We start from the raw sequence: 16695 nt of genomic DNA on the forward strand, positions 1-16695 counted from the left end.
GTATCGGGCGGCGCGAACGGGCACGGCGTCGCCCGCGCACCCGGGTCGCCCCGCGTTGACGGACATTCCCGGATTTCCGGGCGTCAACCGGCAACGGGTTTGCGCTGCGCGGACCAGATCCACCAGGCTGGTCGCCATGCCCGCCGCCTCGACCACCCTCCGCATGCTCGCCGTGTCGGTCATCGCGTCGCTCACGGTCACCGGCTGTCAGACATTCGAGGACGCCGGAGTCGCCATGGGCCGCTCGGAACTCGTCAACGACCTCGCCGCCCGGCTCGATCGGGCACTGGAGTTGACCTACTCGGCCGACTACCAGTTGCCCGGCGGCCAACGCGCCGCGATCGTGCAGGCACAGGACCCGGCGCGATCCACGTACACCTATCCGGGCGGGCAACTCACCGTCACCCCGGAGGCCATCACCCGGTGCACGACGACCGGCGCCCGCCCGCAGTGCACGCTGATCACACCGCCCACCCCGGGCAGCAAGCCCACCGTGACGCTGTTCGGCGAGGCCAACCAGCAGGGCCTCGTCACGCCGCCGGTGGTTGTCGGGCTGCTCACCGCCGCCGCGCTCGACCCGCAGGCGGTCATCAAGCAGAGCGACACCACCGTCGCCGGGCACCACGCCGCCTGTGTCGCGGTGGAGAGTTCGTCGTCGGGCGACTTCACCGCCTGCGTGACCACCGAGGGCGTGCTCGGCAGCTTCACCGGGCCTGTCGACGGCAAGCCGATGGAGCTGGCACTGAGCAGCTACACCGCGACCGTCGACGAGGGCGCGTTCGAACCGCCCGCCGACGCCGACGTCGTCGACCGCCGCCCCGGCGGCTCGTGACCGAGCCACCGGCCGAGCCCACAACCGTCGCGCCGCCCGGCGGGATCGCGTCCGGAACGCCCGGCGGGATCGCGCCCGCGCCGCCCGGCGGGTTCCTGCCCGGGGCCGATCGGAGCCGGCCTCCCGGCCCCGGCGACCTGGCCCTGCCGGTGACCGGCGCGAAGCTGCTGACCGGCGTCGACGGTCAACTCCTCCGCGTCGCCGACCTGCCCGCCGACACCGAGTGGGTGCCGCTGGGCACGCTCGACGGAGTGCCCGCCTGGGGCGCCGACCTGACCAGCGCCGACGACAGTCCTGGCCGGGCGCGCGGCTGGGCGTCACTCGCCGCCGAGGTGCCGGAGCCGCACGCCACGCTCGCCGGCCGGGCGTTGGCGGTGCTGACCTGGCGGCGTACCCACCGGTGGTGCGGCGCCTGCCGAGCGGAACTGACCGACCGACCCGGCGAGACCGCCCGACAGTGCCCCGACTGCGGCCTGTACGTGCCGATGCAGCTCTCCGCCGCCGTACTGGTGGCGATCACCCGGCCCGGCCCGCCCGGCCACGTTGACGAGCTGCTGCTGGTCCGGCACGCCACCGGTCCGACCGGGCTGTGGGCGCTGGTGGCCGGCTTCGTCGAGGCGGGCGAGACACTTGAGGCGGCGGTACACCGGGAGGTCGGTGAGGAGGTCGGGCTGCCCGTCGACCGGCTGGCCTACTTCGGCAGCCAACCGTGGGCGATCTCCGGCCCGGGCGTGCTGCTCGCCGGCTTCACCGCCCGTGCCGCCGACCCGCACGCCGAGCCGGTGGTCGACGGGCGGGAGCTGACCAGGGCTCAGTGGTTCGGCCTGGATGCGCTGCCGGCGCAACTGCCGCCCGCGTACTCCATCTCGCGCTGGCTCATCGACGCGACGGTGACCGCCGGGCGGCGCTGAAACCCGCGCGGCCCGGCGTTTCTCCTCAGAGACCGAGCAGGGTGCGCAGGTGGCGCGGGGGCGGGCAGTCGTGGGCGAGCATCGCGTCGTGCCAGTCGCGGACCGACACCCCATCGGGGCGGGCGGCGGCGATCTCGGCCACCTCGCTGTACCCGACGAAGTAGGTGGAGAGCTGGGTGGAGGTGAGTTGGGCGCGCCGCCACTTGCCGGCCGCCTCGCCCTCCTCCTGGAAGCCGCGCCCGGTCATCAACGCCATCGCCTCGGCCTCGGGCAGGTCCTCGGCGTGCACCAACTGGTCGAGGAGCGCGTTGATGGTCATCCGCAGTTGCATCTTGAGCTGCTGCAACCGCACCGGCAGACCACCGAAGCCGAGCCCCGTCATCACCTCCTCCGCGTAGACCGCCCAGCCCTCGATGAACGGGCCGGACTCGGCCAGCGCGCGGACCCGCGTCCCACCGACGTAGCGTCGGGCGTGGGCGAGCTGGAGGAAGTGCCCCGGCATCGCCTCGTGCACCGTGAGGTTGCGGATCATGTGGTCGTTGTATTCGCGGTAGAACGACTCGACCCGCTGTGCCGGCCACTCCGACGGGGTGGGAGCGATGCAGTAGAAGGTCGGCACGACGGCGGTCTCCAGCGGGCCGGGCGCGTCGCAGTACGCCACCGCGACCCCCCTGGCGAACTCCGGCATCTCCTGGATCACGCACCGGTCGTCGACCAGTGTGACCAGGTCGTGTGCGCGGACGAAGTCGGTCGCCTCGTCCAGGGTCACCCCGGCCAGCTCGACGATCGTCGCGTCGTTCGGGTGCTCGCCGGCGAGCAGGTCCAACGCCCGCCGTACGGTCGCGTCGTCGGCTGGACCACCGACCAGCTCGACGGCCGCCTCGCGGATCTCCGCGGTGACCCGGTCCAGGTTGGCCCAGGCTCGACGCTGGATCTCGGCGGCGCCCAACTCGGTGTCGAGGGTGTGCCAGAGCCGGGCCTCCCAGCGGCGCCGGCCCAGTCGCGGGTCACGGCCGGGGCCGGCATCGGCGGCCAGGCCGGTGCGCAGCCAGGCGACGAACTCCTCCAGCGCGGCGATCGCGGCGGTGGCCGCCGGCTCGACCCGGTCCAGGTGGCCCGGCGCCTGGGCGAGCAACGGCGGCAGCTCGTCGCGGATCAGCGCGGCCGTGCCGGTGAACTGCCCGACCGCCGTCTCCGCGTGGATGCGCGGCATGTCCCGCAGCGTCGCGCGGGCGGTGGCGAGGGCGTCCGGTACGGCGGCGAGCCGGCCGGCCAGTTGGGTCAGCCGCACGTCCGCGGGGGCGTACGGTCGGGCCAGCAGCGGGTGCAGCAGCGGGCCGGGGTTGTGCCGCAGCGGATCCCACTCGTGCGAGCGGATCTCGGTCAGCTCGAACAGCTCCCGGTCCACGAATGAGGTGAGCAGCGCGTGGTCGACCTGCTCGTCGACGTCGAGCGAGTCCGGGTCCAGTTCGGACAGTGCGTTGGCCGCGTCGGAGAGCATCGACCGATCGGCGGTCAGCCCGTCGGCGGACAGGTCCGGCAGTCGGTCGTCGAACCGGTGGTCCCCGGCGGCGGTGGCAACCCCCGGCCGCGACTCCAGTAAAGCCTCGACAACCCGCTCAGCCAGCACCCCAAACGCTTCCACCGCCCCACCCTACCGACCGCCCCACCTCCCGCCGCCGGTTTCACCCACCCCGTCGATCATGAAGTTATTGCCATCCACCTCGGCGTGTCGGAGCAATAACTTCATGATCAACGCGAGCTGGCGGGTGGGGGTGGGGGTTCGGCTTGGCGGATGGCTTCGGCGTAGGCGAGGGTGGCGCGGCGGAGAGCTGCCTCGGGGTCGATGCCTGCCTCGCGGGCCGCGGCGACCGTTGCCAGCAGGCTGGCACCCAGTCGCGCTTCGGCGTCCACCTGGGTGTCCGCCAACGGGGGCGGAACCTCGATGCCCCTGCGGGCGGCGCGGCCGAGGATCTGCGTTGCCAGGGCCAGCGCGGGCTGACTCAGGGCCACGCCGTCCAACACCGAGTGCCGTGCCTTCTCCGCACGCTTGATCCGCTCCCAGTTCTCGGTGATCTCCTCCAGGGTGCCCGCCTCGGCACCGGCGAAGACGTGCGGATTACGCCGGATCATCTTGTCGACCAGCCCACCGGCCACGTCGTCGATGGTCCACCGCTCGTCCTCGGGCAGCTCCTCGGCAAGCCGCGCGTGCAGCACCACCTGCAACAACACGTCGCCCAACTCCTCGCGCAGCGCGTCGGTGTCGTCGGCGCTGATGGCGTCGTACGCCTCGTAGCTCTCCTCCAGCAGGTAACCGGCGAGGCTGCGGTGCGTCTGCGCCCGCTTCCACGGGTCGCCACCCGGAGAGGCCAGTCGATCCAGCACGGCCACCGCGTCGAGCAGCCGGGCACCCGGCGGATCCCACGAGCCGTACATCAACTCCATCTCGGCCAACCCGGGCTGCCGGGCCAGCCGCAGACCCAACTCCCGGGCCAGCGCCTCGTCACCGGCCGGACCGGCCAGCCACACCACAGTGCCGTGCGTCGCCACCGCGTCCAGCAACGGCTGCGTCGCCGGACCGTCCACCACTGTGACCTCGGCGCCCGCCTGGCGCACCGCCGTGGTCAACTCGCTGTCCGCGCCGGTCAACACCGGGTGCTGGCGTACGACGTCCCAGGCCGCAGCCGTCAGCAGGCCGGCGGGCAACCGGGGTGAGGTGACCAGGAGAACGATCCGTGCGGTCATGCTCAGCTGGCCGTGCCCTCGGCCTCCGGCGTCCCGGTCGGCCCCTCCGGGGTGGAAATGTCAGTGACCGCGTCGGAGGCCGGCTCACCCAACGGCACACTCACCGCGGGTGCGTCACCGGCGAAGCTGAGCAGCGGGAACTCAAGCGGACGGTACCGAGGGCTGACGGTGACGTCGTAACGACCGACCGCCTCGGCCAGGATCCGCTTGGTCGCCAGCGCGCCGCGTAGCTGCTCGCCGTCGAGCTGCTGGGCGGCGTCCGCATCGGTCACCTCAGCCGGGATCTTGCCGGCCGCACGCCCGGCGGCGATCACGTCCGCGATCTCCTCCTTGGTCGGCTCGACCGGCTCGGCCGGCAACCCGGACAGGCAGGTGAAGAGCTTCGCCACCTCCCGCACGTGCCCGGTCTCCGGGTCGAGACCGAGCTGCTGGGCGGCCTGGTCGGCCGCCACCTGGCCGCGCGGCTGGTAGTTCTTCTCGGCGGAGAGCTTCTCGCACACCTTGGTCAGCACCATGGTCCGAACCACGTCGGCCACCTTGGGCAGGGCCGGTTGCGGCGCCTCGGGCTGCCCACTGGCGGATGACTCCGGCGCCGGGTTCTTCGTCCGCAGGTCCTTCATCGCGGTGGTGACCTGAACGTCGGTGATGCGCTGGTCACCGATGTAAGCGGCGATACCAGGCTCAGCACGACAACCGGAGAGGGCGACGAGGCCGAGCGCCACAGTGGCGACGGCGGCAAGACGGCGAGCACGCATAGCCGTCACTCTCTCACGCCGTCACCCGGGGTTGTGACACCCCCCACCGTCGCTCATCGCACGACCAGGGACGGCGCCGACGCGCGACCGTCCCTGGTCGAGAGCACACCGTCAGCTCAGGCGCCCGCGGCCACGGTGACGGCTCAGGCGCTCGCGGCCACGGCGAGTGGGGCGGGAGCACCGAGCACATCGGAGAGCAGTTGGGCGCACCACTGGAGCAGCGCCTGGTCACGCAGCGGCTCGCCACCGATCCGACGGGTGGTCGGTCGGGGCACGCTGACCTGGTCGGTGGCCTGCTTGTAGACGGCATCCGGGTGGTAGCGCTTGAGCCGCAACTGCTTCGAATCCGGCAACGGCAGCGGGCCGAACCGTACGTGCTTGCCCTGCATCGACACGTCGGTCAGGCCGTAGCGGCGGGCCAGCAGACGGAACCGGGCCACCTCCACCAGGTTCTGCACCGGGGCCGGCGGCTCGCCGTACCGGTCGGTCATCTCGGCGATCACCTCGGCCAGCCGCTCCTCGTCGCGCGCCTCGGCGAGCTTGCGGTACATCTCTAGGCGCAGCCGCTCCACGCTCACGTAGTCATGTGGCAGGTGCGCGTCGACCGGCAGGTCGATCTTGACGTCGGTCTCCTCCTCCGGCCGCTCACCCTTGAACGCGGAGACCGCCTCGCCGACCATCCGCACGTACAGGTCGAAGCCGACGCCCTCGATGTGCCCGGACTGCTCGCCACCGAGCAGGTTGCCGGCGCCCCGGATCTCCAGGTCCTTCATCGCCACGTACATGCCGGCGCCCAACTCGGTGTGCTGGGCGATGGTCGCCAACCGCTCGTGCGCGTGCTCGGTGAGCGGCTTCTCCGGCGGGTAGAGGAAGTAGGCGTACGCCCGCTCCCGGCCCCGGCCGACCCGGCCCCGGATCTGGTGCAGCTGGGCCAGGCCGAGCAGGTCGGCCCGCTCCACGATCAGCGTGTTGGCGTTCGGGATGTCGATGCCCGACTCGACGATCGTGGTGCAGACCAGGACGTCGAACTCCTTCTCCCAGAAGCCGACCATGACCTTCTCCAGGGCGTCCTCGCCCATCTGGCCGTGCGCCACCGCCACCCGCGCCTCGGGCACCAGCTCCCGCAGCCGCCGTGCCGCCCGGTCGATCGACTCGACCCGGTTGTGCAGGTAGAAGACCTGCCCGTCGCGGAGCAGCTCACGGTGGATGGACGCGGCCACCTGCCGGTCGTCCTGCGCGCCGACGAAGGTGAGCACCGGGTGCCGCTCCTCCGGCGGGGTGGCGATGGTGGACATCTCCCGGATGCCGGTGATCGCCATCTCCAGGGTGCGCGGGATCGGGGTGGCCGACATGCTGAGCACGTCGACCGACGCGCGCAGCGTCTTCAGGTGCTCCTTGTGCTCGACACCGAAGCGCTGCTCCTCGTCGACGATCACCAGACCGAGCTGCTTGAAGCGGGTCGCCGTCTGCAACAGCCGGTGCGTACCGATGACGATGTCGACGGTGCCGTCGGCGACCATCTCCAGCGTCCGCTCGGTCTCCTTCGGGGTCTGGAACCTCGACAACTGCCGGATCTGGACCGGGAACTGGCTCATCCGCTCGGCGAACGTGTTGTAGTGCTGCTGAACCAGCAGGGTGGTCGGCACCAGCACCGCCACCTGCTTACCGTCCTGCACCGCCTTGAACGCCGCCCGGACCGCGATCTCGGTCTTGCCGTAGCCGACATCACCACAGATCAGCCGGTCCATCGGAACGGTCTGCTCCATGTCCCGCTTGACCTCGTCGATCGCGGCGAGCTGGTCCGGCGTCTCCTGCCAGGGGAAGGCGTCCTCCAGCTCGCGCTGCCACGGGGTGTCCGGGCCGAACGAGTGCCCCTTGGACGCCTTGCGGGCGGCGTAGAGCTGGATGAGCTGCGCGGCGATCTCCCGGACCGCCTTGCGAGCCCGGGCCTTGGACTTCTGCCAGTCCGAGCCGCCCATCTTGTGCAGGGTCGGCTGCTCACCGCCCACGTAGCGGGAGAGCTGGTCGAGCTGGTCGGTCGGCACGAACAACCGGTCGCCGGGCTGGCCCCGCTTGCTGGCCGCGTACTCGATGACGAGGTATTCCCGGCTGGCGCCGTTGACTGTGCGCTGCACCAGCTCGACGTAGCGGCCGATGCCGTGCTGCTCGTGCACCACGTGGTCGCCGGCCTTCAACTCCAGCGGGTCGATGGTGTTGCGCCGCCGGCTCGGCATCTTGCGCATGTCCCGCGTCGAGGTGCCCCGACCGCCGGTCACGTCGTTGCCGGTGAGCAGCACGAAACGGGACGCCTCGTCGACGAACCCGCTGCTCAGCGCACCACAGGTGACCACCAGCTCGCCGGGGACGGGCGCGGTCGGCACCTCCTCGGTCAACCGGGCACCCAGGCCGGCGTCGCGCAGCACCTCCACCGCCCGCTGGGCGGGGCCGTGCCCCTCGAAGACCAGCGCGATCGACCAACCTTCGCCGGCCCAGCGCTTGAGGTCCTCGACCACCCGCGAGGTCTCGCCGTGATAGAGCGGCGCCGGTTGGGCGGACAGGGTCACCGCGATGGCGTCGTCCGGAGTGACGGCGGCCTGCTCGGGCGCGTCCTCCCAGGGCTGCCGCGTCTCCGCGGTCTCCCCATTGACCAATCCGAACGGGGACAGCGTCCACCACGGCTGGCCGAGCCTGCCCGCGGCGGCGCGTACCTCGCCGAGGGTGCGGAAGGCGGCGGCGCCGACGTCCACCGGGGCCTGGCCGCCGACCGCGGCGGCGGCCCAGCTGGCCTGCAGGAACTCCTCCGAGGTACGCACCAGGTCGTGCGCCCGCGTGCGGATCCGTTCCGGGTCGCAGAGCAGGACGTGGGTGCCGGCCGGCATGGCGTCCAGCAGCAGCTCCAGCGAGTCGGGGCCGACCAGCACCGGGGCCAGCGACTCCATCCCCTCCACCGGGATGCCCTCGGCCAGCTTGTCGAGGATCTCGGCCAGCTCGGGGTGCTGCTCGGCGAGCGCGGCGGCCCGGTCGCGGACCGCCGGGGTGAGCAGCAGCTCCCGACAGGGCGGTGCCCAGAGCAGCGGAACCTGCTCGATGGTCCGTTGGTCGGCGACGGCGAAGGTGCGGATCTCCTCCACCTCGTCGCCCCAGAACTCGACCCGCGACGGGTGCTCGTCGGTGGGCGGGAAGACGTCCAGGATGCCGCCGCGCACCGCGAACTCACCGCGCTTGGTGACCAGGTCGACCCGGGCGTACGCCATGTCGATCAGCCGGCGGGCGACCTCTTCCAGGTCGGCCTCCTCGCCGGCGGCGAGCTGCACCGGCTCCAGATCGCCGAGCCCCTTCAACTGCGGCTGGAGCAGCGAACGGACCGGGGCCACGACCACTCGCAGTGGCCCGGTGCCGCCGTGCGCGTCGGTCGCCTCCGGGTGCGCCAGCCGGCGCAGCACGGCCAGCCGCCGGCCGACCGTGTCGGAGCGGGGGGACAGCCGCTCGTGCGGCAGCGTCTCCCAGGAGGGGAAGACCACTACCTGCTCGGCCGGCAGCAACCCGCCCAGCGCGGCGGCCAGGTCGTCGGCCTCCCGGGTGGTGGCGGTCACCGCCAGCACCGGTCGCCCGGCACCGTCGTTGTCCGCGGCGACCGCCGCGACGGCGAACGGGCGCAGCGCCGCCGGGGCGGTGATGTCGAGGCCGTCGACCTGGGCGGCACCGGAGCGCGCCAGGTCACGCGCCCGGGTCAGCCCGGGGTCGGCCAGGGCGGCGGTGAACAGACCGGTGAGCAAGGGAAATCCTTCCCGGGGAGTCGACGCACACGACGGCGGCCCCTCGTCCAGCCGGACGGGGGGTGCATGACGCAAGCCTATCCCCGTCCACCGACACACACCCCCTTCCGCCGAGGTCCGCGCCGCGCGCGTCACCCACGTCACCCGCGCCGCCACGCCGCCATGCCGCCGCACCGCCGCACCGCCGCACCGCCACGCCGCCACGCCGCCACGCCGCCACGCCGCCACGCCGCCACGCCGCCACGCCAAGATCATGCTCGAACCAGGATGTAGTGGCCTCAGCGGCGCACCGATGCCACTACATCCTGGATGTTGCGCGATCTTGCCGGGCGGGCGCCGGCCGCCGCCGCCCGGGGATCTTGACCGCCGCCGGCGGGCGTGGTCGGGTTTCGGTATGGGTGAGCAGTGGCGGGCACAGTTCGACGCGGAGGTGAGCTTCGCCAACGGCGGCGGGCTGCGTGCCGAGGGGTTCCGGCTGGACATTCCCGGTCGGGAGATCACCGACGACGACCTGGCGGCGTTGTTCGTCCGGCACCTCGGGCTGCTGATGGTCGCCGAGGTTCGGATCAGCGCCAAGACGATCATCGAGGAGCCGCACAAGGGCGGCCGGGGTGTCGCGGTCGACGGATCCGGCGCCGATCGTCGGCTGGTCGAGCTGAGCCACGTGATCAGCGACGGGATGACGACCCTGCCGGATTGGCCGGGCCCTCGGATCACCGAGTGGCTGACCTTCGCGGCATCCCGCGAGCGGTACGCCCCGGGCACCGAGTTCCACGTGGCCCGGATCGACATGATCGCCAACACCGGCACGTACCTGGACACGCCCGCCCACCGCTGGGCCGGCCGGGACGACCTGACCGGGGTGTCGCTGGACCGTCTCGCCGACCTACCGGGGGTGGTGGTCCGGGTGCCGGCCGGCATCCGCGCGGTGGACCGGCTGATGCTGGCCCCGTACGAGGTGGCCGGCCGGGCGGTGCTGCTGCACACCGGGTGGGACGCGCACTTCGGCACCGATCGGTACGGCGCGCCGGACGCGCCGTACCTGACCGGCGACGCCGCCCAGGCGCTGGTCGACGCGGGGGCGGCCCTGGTCGGCATCGACTCGATCAACATCGACGACATGAGCCCGGCGGCCGCCGGTGTACGCCCCGCGCACAGCGCGCTGCTCGCCGCCGGCATCCCGATCGTGGAGCACCTGACCGGCCTGGCCGCGTTGCCGCCGAGCGGGTTCCGGTTCACCGCGGCCCCGCCGATGGTGGCCGGCATGGCCACCTTTCCGGTCCGCGCCTTCGCCGTCGTCGACCCCTGACGCCACCCGCCTCGGACGCCACCCGCGACGCCGTCGACGCACGGCCAGCGGCCGGGCCGGTCTCCGTGGCGATCAGTCAACCGCCCGGCCAACCGGTTCCGCCCGGCTGTCCACAAAACCAGCCATAGGCTGACAACGTGGACAAAGAATCGCACGGCACAGCTCACGACTGGGCGCCGCGCAGCATCGGACTGCTCCTCGGCACCCTCGTGCTGGCCACAGCGTTCATCGCGGCCTACGTCGGCGCGTTGCACCAACCCACACCCCGCGACGTGCCGATCGGCGTCGTCTCCGGCGACCAACGCGCCCGGGCGACGCTCGACGCCGTGCGCGGCCAGACCAACATCCTCAAACCCATCGGGTACGACGACCCGGCCGCCGCCGAGCACGGACTGCTCAGCCGCGCGGTGTACGCCGTACTCAGCACCGGACCCGACAACGGCCTGCTCCTCACCGTGGCGAGCGCCTCCGGTCCCTCCGCGACCAGCGCGATCAAGGAGGTCCTCGGCACCGCCACCACCCGCACCGGCACCCCGCTCCAGATCGTCGACGAGGTGCCGGTCCCCCCGGCCGACCCGCGCGGGGTGGTGCCCTTCTACCTGAACGTCGGGTACGTGCTCGGCGGCTACCTGGGCTCGACAGTGCTCGGGATATCCGCCGGCACCACCCCCCGTACGGCGCGTCGGGCCGGGCTGCGGATCGCCGCCCTGGCGGTCTACAGCGTGCTGCTCGGCATCGCCGGCGCGGTCGTGGTCGGGCCTGTCCTGGACATCTGGCACCACGACGTACCGACGATCGCCGCCATCGGCGCGTTGGCCGTCTTCGCCGCCGCCATGTTCGCCAGCGCCATCCAGGGCTGGCTCGGCGTCGCGGGCACCGCGCTGGTCATCCTGCTGCTGGTGGTGCTCGGCAACCCGGGCTCCGGCGGCATCTACGCGCCCGAGTTCCTGCCCGGGGTGCTGCGCGGCATGCACCGCTGGAACATCCCCGGTCTCGCCAACGACCTGACCAAGGCCGCTGTGTACTTCGACTGGCGGTCGGCCGGCTGGCCGGCTGCCGCCCTCGGGATCTGGACGGTGCTCGGAGGGCTCGGGTTGGTCACCGCGAGCCTGGTCCGGGGTCGGCGGGCCGCCACCTCCGGCCCCGGGGCCACCCGCTCCGGCCCCGCGCCGGACCACGACGGTGGTTGAGATCACCCCGGAAAACACCCTCCCGAGGGCAGTGGATCACCAGGGGGCCCTCCAGACATCCCCGGCGCGCGGATACCATCCAGTAAGTCGGACAGCGCTGTCCTTCGTACCCACGTAAGGGAGCGCATCGTGACCGACCAGCACGACCATGACGGCCCGGACGCCGCACTGCGCGCCGACATCCGCCGACTCGGCACCCTGCTCGGCCAGACCCTGGCCCGCCAGGAGGGTCGCCCGCTGCTCGACCTCGTCGAGGAGATCCGCGCCCAGGTTCGCTCCGACGCCCCTGCGGCCGCCCAGCGCCTCGGCGGGCTCGACGTGACCACCGGCACCAAGCTGGCCCGCGCCTTCTCCACCTACTTCCACCTGGCCAACATCACCGAGCAGGTGCACCGTGCGCGGGATCTGCGCCGCCGCCGCGCGGTGCAGGGCGGCTGGCTGGACCAGGCCGCCAAGATGATCGCCGAGCGCGGGGTGCCGGCCGAGGAGATCGCCAACGCGGCTCGCCGGCTGGCGGTGCGACCGGTCTTCACCGCGCACCCGACCGAGGCGGCCCGTCGCTCGATCCTGTCCAAGTTGCGGGCTATCGCCGACGAGTTGGACACCGAGACCGCAAACGCGATCCTCTACGGCGCCAGCGACGAGGGCCCGGCCAACCGCCGGCTGGCCGAGTTGTTGGACCTGATGTGGCAGACCGACGAGCTGCGGCTCGACCGGCCGGACCCGACCGACGAGGCCCGCAACGCGATCTACTACCTGCGCGACCTGTACGCCGAAGCCGCCCCGCAGGTGCTCGACGACCTGGCCGACACGTTGCGCACGCTCGGCGTGGAGACCTCACCGACGGCCCGGCCGCTGAGCTTCGGCACCTGGATCGGCGGCGACCGCGACGGCAACCCGTTCGTCACCCCGGCGGTCACCCGCGAGGTGCTGACCATCCAGCACGAGCACGGCATCGCGGCCACCGAGAAGGCGATGGACCACCTGATCAACGAGGTCTCGGTGTCCCGCCGGCTGCGCGGGGTGTCCCTGGACCTCTCCGCCAGCCTCGCCGCCGACCTGGACGCGCTGCCCGAGGTGGCACAGCGCTTCCGCCGGGTCAACGCGGAGGAGCCGTACCGGCTCAAGGCACGCTGTGTGAAGGCGAAGCTCGCCAACACCCGGCTGAGGTTGCGCCAGGGCACCGCGCACGTACCGGGCCGGGACTACCGGGGCTCCGCCGAGCTGATCGCCGACCTGGACCTGCTGCGCGCCTCGCTGGCCCGCAACTCCGGGCAGCTCACCGCGGTCGGCCGGCTGGCCTCCACCATCCGTACGGTCTCCGCGTTCGGCCTGCACCTGGCCACCATGGACGTCCGGGAGCACGCCGAGGCGCACCACGCGGTGCTCGCGCAGCTCTACGAGGCGGTCGGCGAGGTCTCCGACTACCCGGCGCTGACCCGGCTGGAACGCACCAAGCTGCTCGCCGACGAGCTGACCGGTCGCCGTCCGCTGTCGACAGTCGACACGTCGCTGTCCGAGCCGGCCCGCAAGACGTTCGACGTGTTCAGCACCATCCGGGAGGCACAGGACCGGTTCGGCGCCGAGGTGATCGAGTCGTACATCATCTCGATGACCCTGGGTGTCGACGACGTGCTGGCCGCCGTGGTGCTGGCCCGCGAGGCCGGCCTGGTGGACGTGCACAGCGGGCGGGCCCGGGTCGGGTTCGTGCCGCTCCTGGAGACCCCGGCCGAGCTGAACTCCGGCGGCGAACTCCTCGACGAACTGCTGTCGCTGCCCGCGTACCGGGCGCTGGTGACGGCGCGGGGTGACGTGCAGGAGGTCATGCTCGGCTACTCCGACTCGAACAAGGAAGCCGGGATCACCACCAGCCAGTGGTCCATTCACCGGGCGCAGCGCGCGCTGCGCGACGTGGCCGCCCGGCACGGTGTGCACCTGCGGCTGTTCCACGGCCGGGGCGGCACTGTCGGACGCGGCGGCGGGCCGACGCACGAGGCGATCCTGGCGCAGCCGTACGGCACCATGGACGGCGCGATCAAGGTGACCGAGCAAGGCGAGGTGATCTCCGACAAGTACACCCTGCCCTCGCTGGCCCGGGAGAACCTGGAACTGACCCTCGCCGCGGTGCTCCAGGCGACCCTGCTGCACACCGCACCCCGGCAGCCGGCCGAGATGTTGGAGCGCTGGGACGCGACGATGGACGTGGTCTCCGAGTCGGCGTTCCGGTCCTACCGGTCGCTGGTCGAGGACCCGGACCTGCCCGCGTACTTCTGGGCGTCCACCCCGACCGAGCTGCTCGGCGCGCTGAACATCGGCTCCCGGCCGGCGAAGCGCCCGAACACCGGTGCCGGGCTGTCCGGGCTGCGGGCCATCCCGTGGGTGTTCGGTTGGACGCAGACCCGGCAGATCGTGCCGGGCTGGTTCGGCGTCGGCTCCGGGCTGGCCGCCGCCCGCGAGGCGGGGCTGGCGGACGTGCTGGCCGAGATGCACCGCAACTGGCACTTCTTCCGCACGTTCCTGTCGAACGTCGAGATGATGCTGACCAAGACCGACCTGAGCATCGCCCGCCGGTACGTCGAGACGCTGGTGCCGAAGGAGCTGCACCCGATCTTCGAGCAGATCGAGCAGGAGTACGAGCTGACCAAGCGGGAGGTCCTGGCGGTGACCGCCTCACCGGCCCTGCTGGAGAACTCGCCGGTCCTCCAGCGCACCCTGGCCGTCCGCGACACCTACCTGGAGCCGCTGCACCATCTCCAGGTGGCGCTGCTGCGGCAGTACCGGGAGTCGGGCGCCGCCGGGCGGGCGATCGCCACCGCACCGGGCGGCCGACGCGCACCGAGCGACGGCACCGCCCTGGAACGCGCGCTGCTCACCACCGTGAACGGCATCGCCGCCGGGATGCGCAACACCGGCTGATCAACAGGTACCGAAACGGGCCCCGGTCGCTGCGACCGGGGCCCGTTGTCGTAGCTCTGCGAACGGCGGTCAGAAGTCGCCGCCGCCGAAGTCCCCGCCCCCGAAGTCGCCGCCGCCGAAGCCGCCACCACCGAAGTCGCCGCCACCGAAGTCCCCACCGGCGTAGTCCCCGCCGCCGAAGTCCCCACCCTGGTCGCCGCCCCCGAAGTCGCCGCCCTGGTCGCCGCCGTCGCCGCCCTGATCGACACCGTCACCGAAGCCCTCCTGGTAGCCGGCGTCGTAGCCGTACCCCGGGTCGGCGAAGGCGGGAGAGAAGAGCGCGTCGGCGATCAGGATGCCGCCGAGCACGCCAGCGCCGGCACCCAGCGCCGTCTTCCACCAGGGCGTCGAATACCAGCCGGCGGGCACCGGGCGACCCTGATAACGCCCACCGGGGTAGTAGTAGGGCGTTTCCCGGCCGGGTTGCGGCCCGGCCCGGAAGGTCTGCCCCTGCACATCGACCTCGCGCTCCTTGGTGAGCTGCCCGACGCCGCGGGCAGCGGCCAGGGTCGGCACCTCGGGGCCCGGATCGATGCCCAGCGCCGTACGCGCCGCCCGGATGTACGCCAAACCCTCCAGCGCGGTCTCCCGGGCCAGCCCGAACTGGTGCGGCGTGGACGCCTGCTCCAGCTGGGAGCCCGCCGCGTTGTACCGCTCACCGGCGTCGGCCAGCGCCTGGCGTACCGCTGGGTCCTCGCCGTGCAGGTTCATCAACTGGCCGCCGAGGCGCTCGTACCACCGCTGCGCCTCCGCGCGGGCGTCGCCGAGCTCGGTGCGCCGACGGGCACCGGCCTGAGCGCGGATGAGCGCGGCGGCGCCCAGCGCGCCGACCAGCACAACGGCGAGGCAGAGCACAAGTTCCATGTCATCGAACGTACCCCCGGGTCGCACGTCGTATCCGTCTGGCAAGCTCCGGTGATGGACGTCTCGACAGTGCTCCTGGTGATCGTGTGCCTCGGCGCCGGCGGGGCGGTGGGCTGGCTGGCGGCCCGGTCCCGGTCGGCCGCCGACATCGCCCGCCTGGATGCCACCCTGGCCGCCACCCGGGAGGGCGAGGGTCGGCTGGAGCAGTCCATGCGGGCGTTGAGCTACGAGGCCACCGCACAGTCCCAGGAGGCGGTGGCCCGGGCGGTCGCGCCGCTGCACGACACCCTGCGCCGCTACGAGCAGCGGGTGGCCGAGCTGGAACACGACCGCGTCGACGCGTACGCCGAGCTGCGTGAGCAGGTCCGCTCGATGACCGCGGTCTCCGGTGAGCTGCGTACCGAGACCAAGCAGTTGGTGGCGGCGCTGCGCGCACCGCAGGTGCGGGGCCGCTGGGGCGAGCACCAGTTGCGCCGGATCGTCGAGGCTGCCGGCATGCTGGAGCACTGCGACTTCTCGGAGCAGGTCACCGCCGCTACCGACCAGCAGGTCGTCCGACCGGATCTGGTGGTCCGCCTGCACGGCGGCCGCTCCGTGGTGGTGGACGCCAAGGCCCCGTTCGACGCGTACCTGACAGCCATGGAGGCCCGCGACGAACGCGGCCGGGACACCCACCTCGACGCGCACGCGCGGCACCTGCGGGGGCACGTCGACGCCCTGGCCGCCAAGTCGTACTGGTCGGCGTTCGACAACTCACCGGAGTTCGTGGTGCTGTTCGTCCCCGCCGACCCGTTCCTCGACGTCGCGCTCCAACGGGACCCGACGCTGCTGGAGCACGCCTTCACCCGCAACGTGGTGCTCGCCACGCCGGCCACGCTGGTCGCCCTGCTCCGCACGGTGGCCTACTCATGGCGGCAGGAGGCACTGGCCCGCAACGCGCTCGCCGTGCACACCCTGGCCCGGGAGCTGTACGGCCGGCTCTCCACCCTCGGTGACCACGTTGGCAAGCTCGGGTCCTCGCTGGCCGGTGCGGTGACCGCCTACAACCGGGCGGTCGGCTCGCTGGAGGCCCGGGTGCTGGTCAGCGCTCGCAAGCTCGCCGAGTTGGGCGTCTCGGACGACGAGTTGGCCACGCCGGTCCAGGTCGAGTTGGCGCCCCGGCAGCCGCAGGCACCCGAGCTGGCCGATCCGGCCGACGAGGTCTCGGCCCGCTAACCATCTATGTGACAGTGCGTATGCCTGCATATCACGAAGTGGTCACAAGGAACTGAGCACTAGTGACAGTGCTCGCCGACACCCCGAAAGATTCTGCTCACCCGAGCGCCCTTCTCTGAGGGCCCTGTTCTCTGGAGGAAAAG

At 72.3% G+C, this 16695-nt stretch carries 11 protein-coding genes; 6 read left to right on the forward strand and 5 right to left on the reverse strand.

The window, feature by feature from the left end:
• Positions 1–136: 136 nt before the first annotated feature.
• Positions 137–832, forward strand: a complete 696-nt coding sequence (locus tag GA0070561_RS02425) for a hypothetical protein (protein WP_091394271.1) — start codon at positions 137–139, stop codon at positions 830–832.
• Entirely contained in the window at positions 829–1743 is a 915-nt protein-coding gene (gene nudC, locus GA0070561_RS02430; protein ID WP_167362328.1) for an NAD(+) diphosphatase, read from the forward strand. Before GA0070561_RS02425 ends, nudC begins: the two co-directional genes overlap by 4 nt.
• A 25-nt stretch (positions 1744–1768) precedes the next feature.
• Here the strand turns inward: nudC and GA0070561_RS02435 are convergent, their stop codons facing one another.
• The 4 genes from GA0070561_RS02435 to mfd all read right to left on the reverse strand — a co-directional run bounded on the left by GA0070561_RS02435 (position 1769) and on the right by mfd (position 9019).
• On the reverse strand, positions 1769–3388 hold the full coding sequence (locus GA0070561_RS02435) for a DUF885 domain-containing protein (protein WP_091394274.1): 1620 nt from the start codon (positions 3386–3388) through the stop codon (positions 1769–1771).
• Between the two features lie 107 nt (positions 3389–3495).
• Positions 3496–4488, reverse strand: a complete 993-nt coding sequence (locus GA0070561_RS02440; protein WP_091394278.1) for a nucleoside triphosphate pyrophosphohydrolase — start codon at positions 4486–4488, stop codon at positions 3496–3498.
• A gap of 2 nt (positions 4489–4490) precedes the next feature.
• On the reverse strand, positions 4491–5243 hold the full coding sequence (locus GA0070561_RS02445; protein ID WP_091394281.1) for a hypothetical protein: 753 nt from the start codon (positions 5241–5243) through the stop codon (positions 4491–4493).
• 143 nt (positions 5244–5386) lie between these two features.
• Positions 5387–9019, reverse strand: a complete 3633-nt coding sequence (gene mfd, locus GA0070561_RS02450; protein ID WP_091394284.1) for a transcription-repair coupling factor — start codon at positions 9017–9019, stop codon at positions 5387–5389.
• A 394-nt stretch (positions 9020–9413) separates the two neighbouring features.
• Between mfd and GA0070561_RS02455 the strand changes: the two genes are divergently transcribed.
• From GA0070561_RS02455 to ppc, 3 genes are all read left to right on the forward strand, one after another.
• Positions 9414–10328, forward strand: coding sequence for a cyclase family protein (locus tag GA0070561_RS02455; protein ID WP_091394287.1), 915 nt, complete (start codon positions 9414–9416; stop codon positions 10326–10328).
• 137 nt (positions 10329–10465) lie between these two features.
• Positions 10466–11518 (forward strand): hypothetical protein, encoded by a 1053-nt coding sequence (locus GA0070561_RS02460; RefSeq protein ID WP_091394290.1) that lies wholly within the window; start codon positions 10466–10468, stop codon positions 11516–11518.
• A 129-nt stretch (positions 11519–11647) separates the two neighbouring features.
• Positions 11648–14434, forward strand: coding sequence for a phosphoenolpyruvate carboxylase (gene ppc, locus GA0070561_RS02465; protein ID WP_091394293.1), 2787 nt, complete (start codon positions 11648–11650; stop codon positions 14432–14434).
• 69 nt (positions 14435–14503) lie between these two features.
• On the opposite strand, the gene GA0070561_RS02470 is transcribed toward ppc, so the two are convergent.
• Positions 14504–15337, reverse strand: a complete 834-nt coding sequence (locus GA0070561_RS02470; protein ID WP_091394295.1) for a hypothetical protein — start codon at positions 15335–15337, stop codon at positions 14504–14506.
• Positions 15338–15391: 54 nt separating this feature from the next.
• Here GA0070561_RS02470 and GA0070561_RS02475 point away from each other — a divergent pair, with 54 nt between their 5' ends.
• A complete protein-coding gene (locus GA0070561_RS02475; RefSeq protein WP_091394298.1) occupies positions 15392–16552 on the forward strand; it encodes a DNA recombination protein RmuC in 1161 nt (386 codons plus the stop codon).
• The last annotated feature ends 143 nt before the right edge of the window (positions 16553–16695 follow it).

This window comes from Micromonospora saelicesensis (assembly GCF_900091575.1).
Taxonomy (GTDB): Bacteria; Actinomycetota; Actinomycetes; order Mycobacteriales; family Micromonosporaceae; genus Micromonospora; species Micromonospora saelicesensis.

What these genes read in the sequence shown, in the direction of transcription:
- GA0070561_RS02455 (WP_091394287.1), top strand. Translation starts at nt 9,414, where the DNA reads ATGGGTGAGCAGTGGCGGGCACAGTTCGACGCGGAGGTGAGCTTCGCC.
- GA0070561_RS02425 (WP_091394271.1), top strand. Translation starts at nt 137, where the DNA reads ATGCCCGCCGCCTCGACCACCCTCCGCATGCTCGCCGTGTCGGTCATC.
- GA0070561_RS02475 (WP_091394298.1), top strand. Translation starts at nt 15,392, where the DNA reads ATGGACGTCTCGACAGTGCTCCTGGTGATCGTGTGCCTCGGCGCCGGC.
- GA0070561_RS02445 (WP_091394281.1), bottom strand. Translation starts at nt 5,243, where the DNA reads ATGCGTGCTCGCCGTCTTGCCGCCGTCGCCACTGTGGCGCTCGGCCTC.
- GA0070561_RS02440 (WP_091394278.1), bottom strand. Translation starts at nt 4,488, where the DNA reads ATGACCGCACGGATCGTTCTCCTGGTCACCTCACCCCGGTTGCCCGCC.
- GA0070561_RS02470 (WP_091394295.1), bottom strand. Translation starts at nt 15,337, where the DNA reads ATGGAACTTGTGCTCTGCCTCGCCGTTGTGCTGGTCGGCGCGCTGGGC.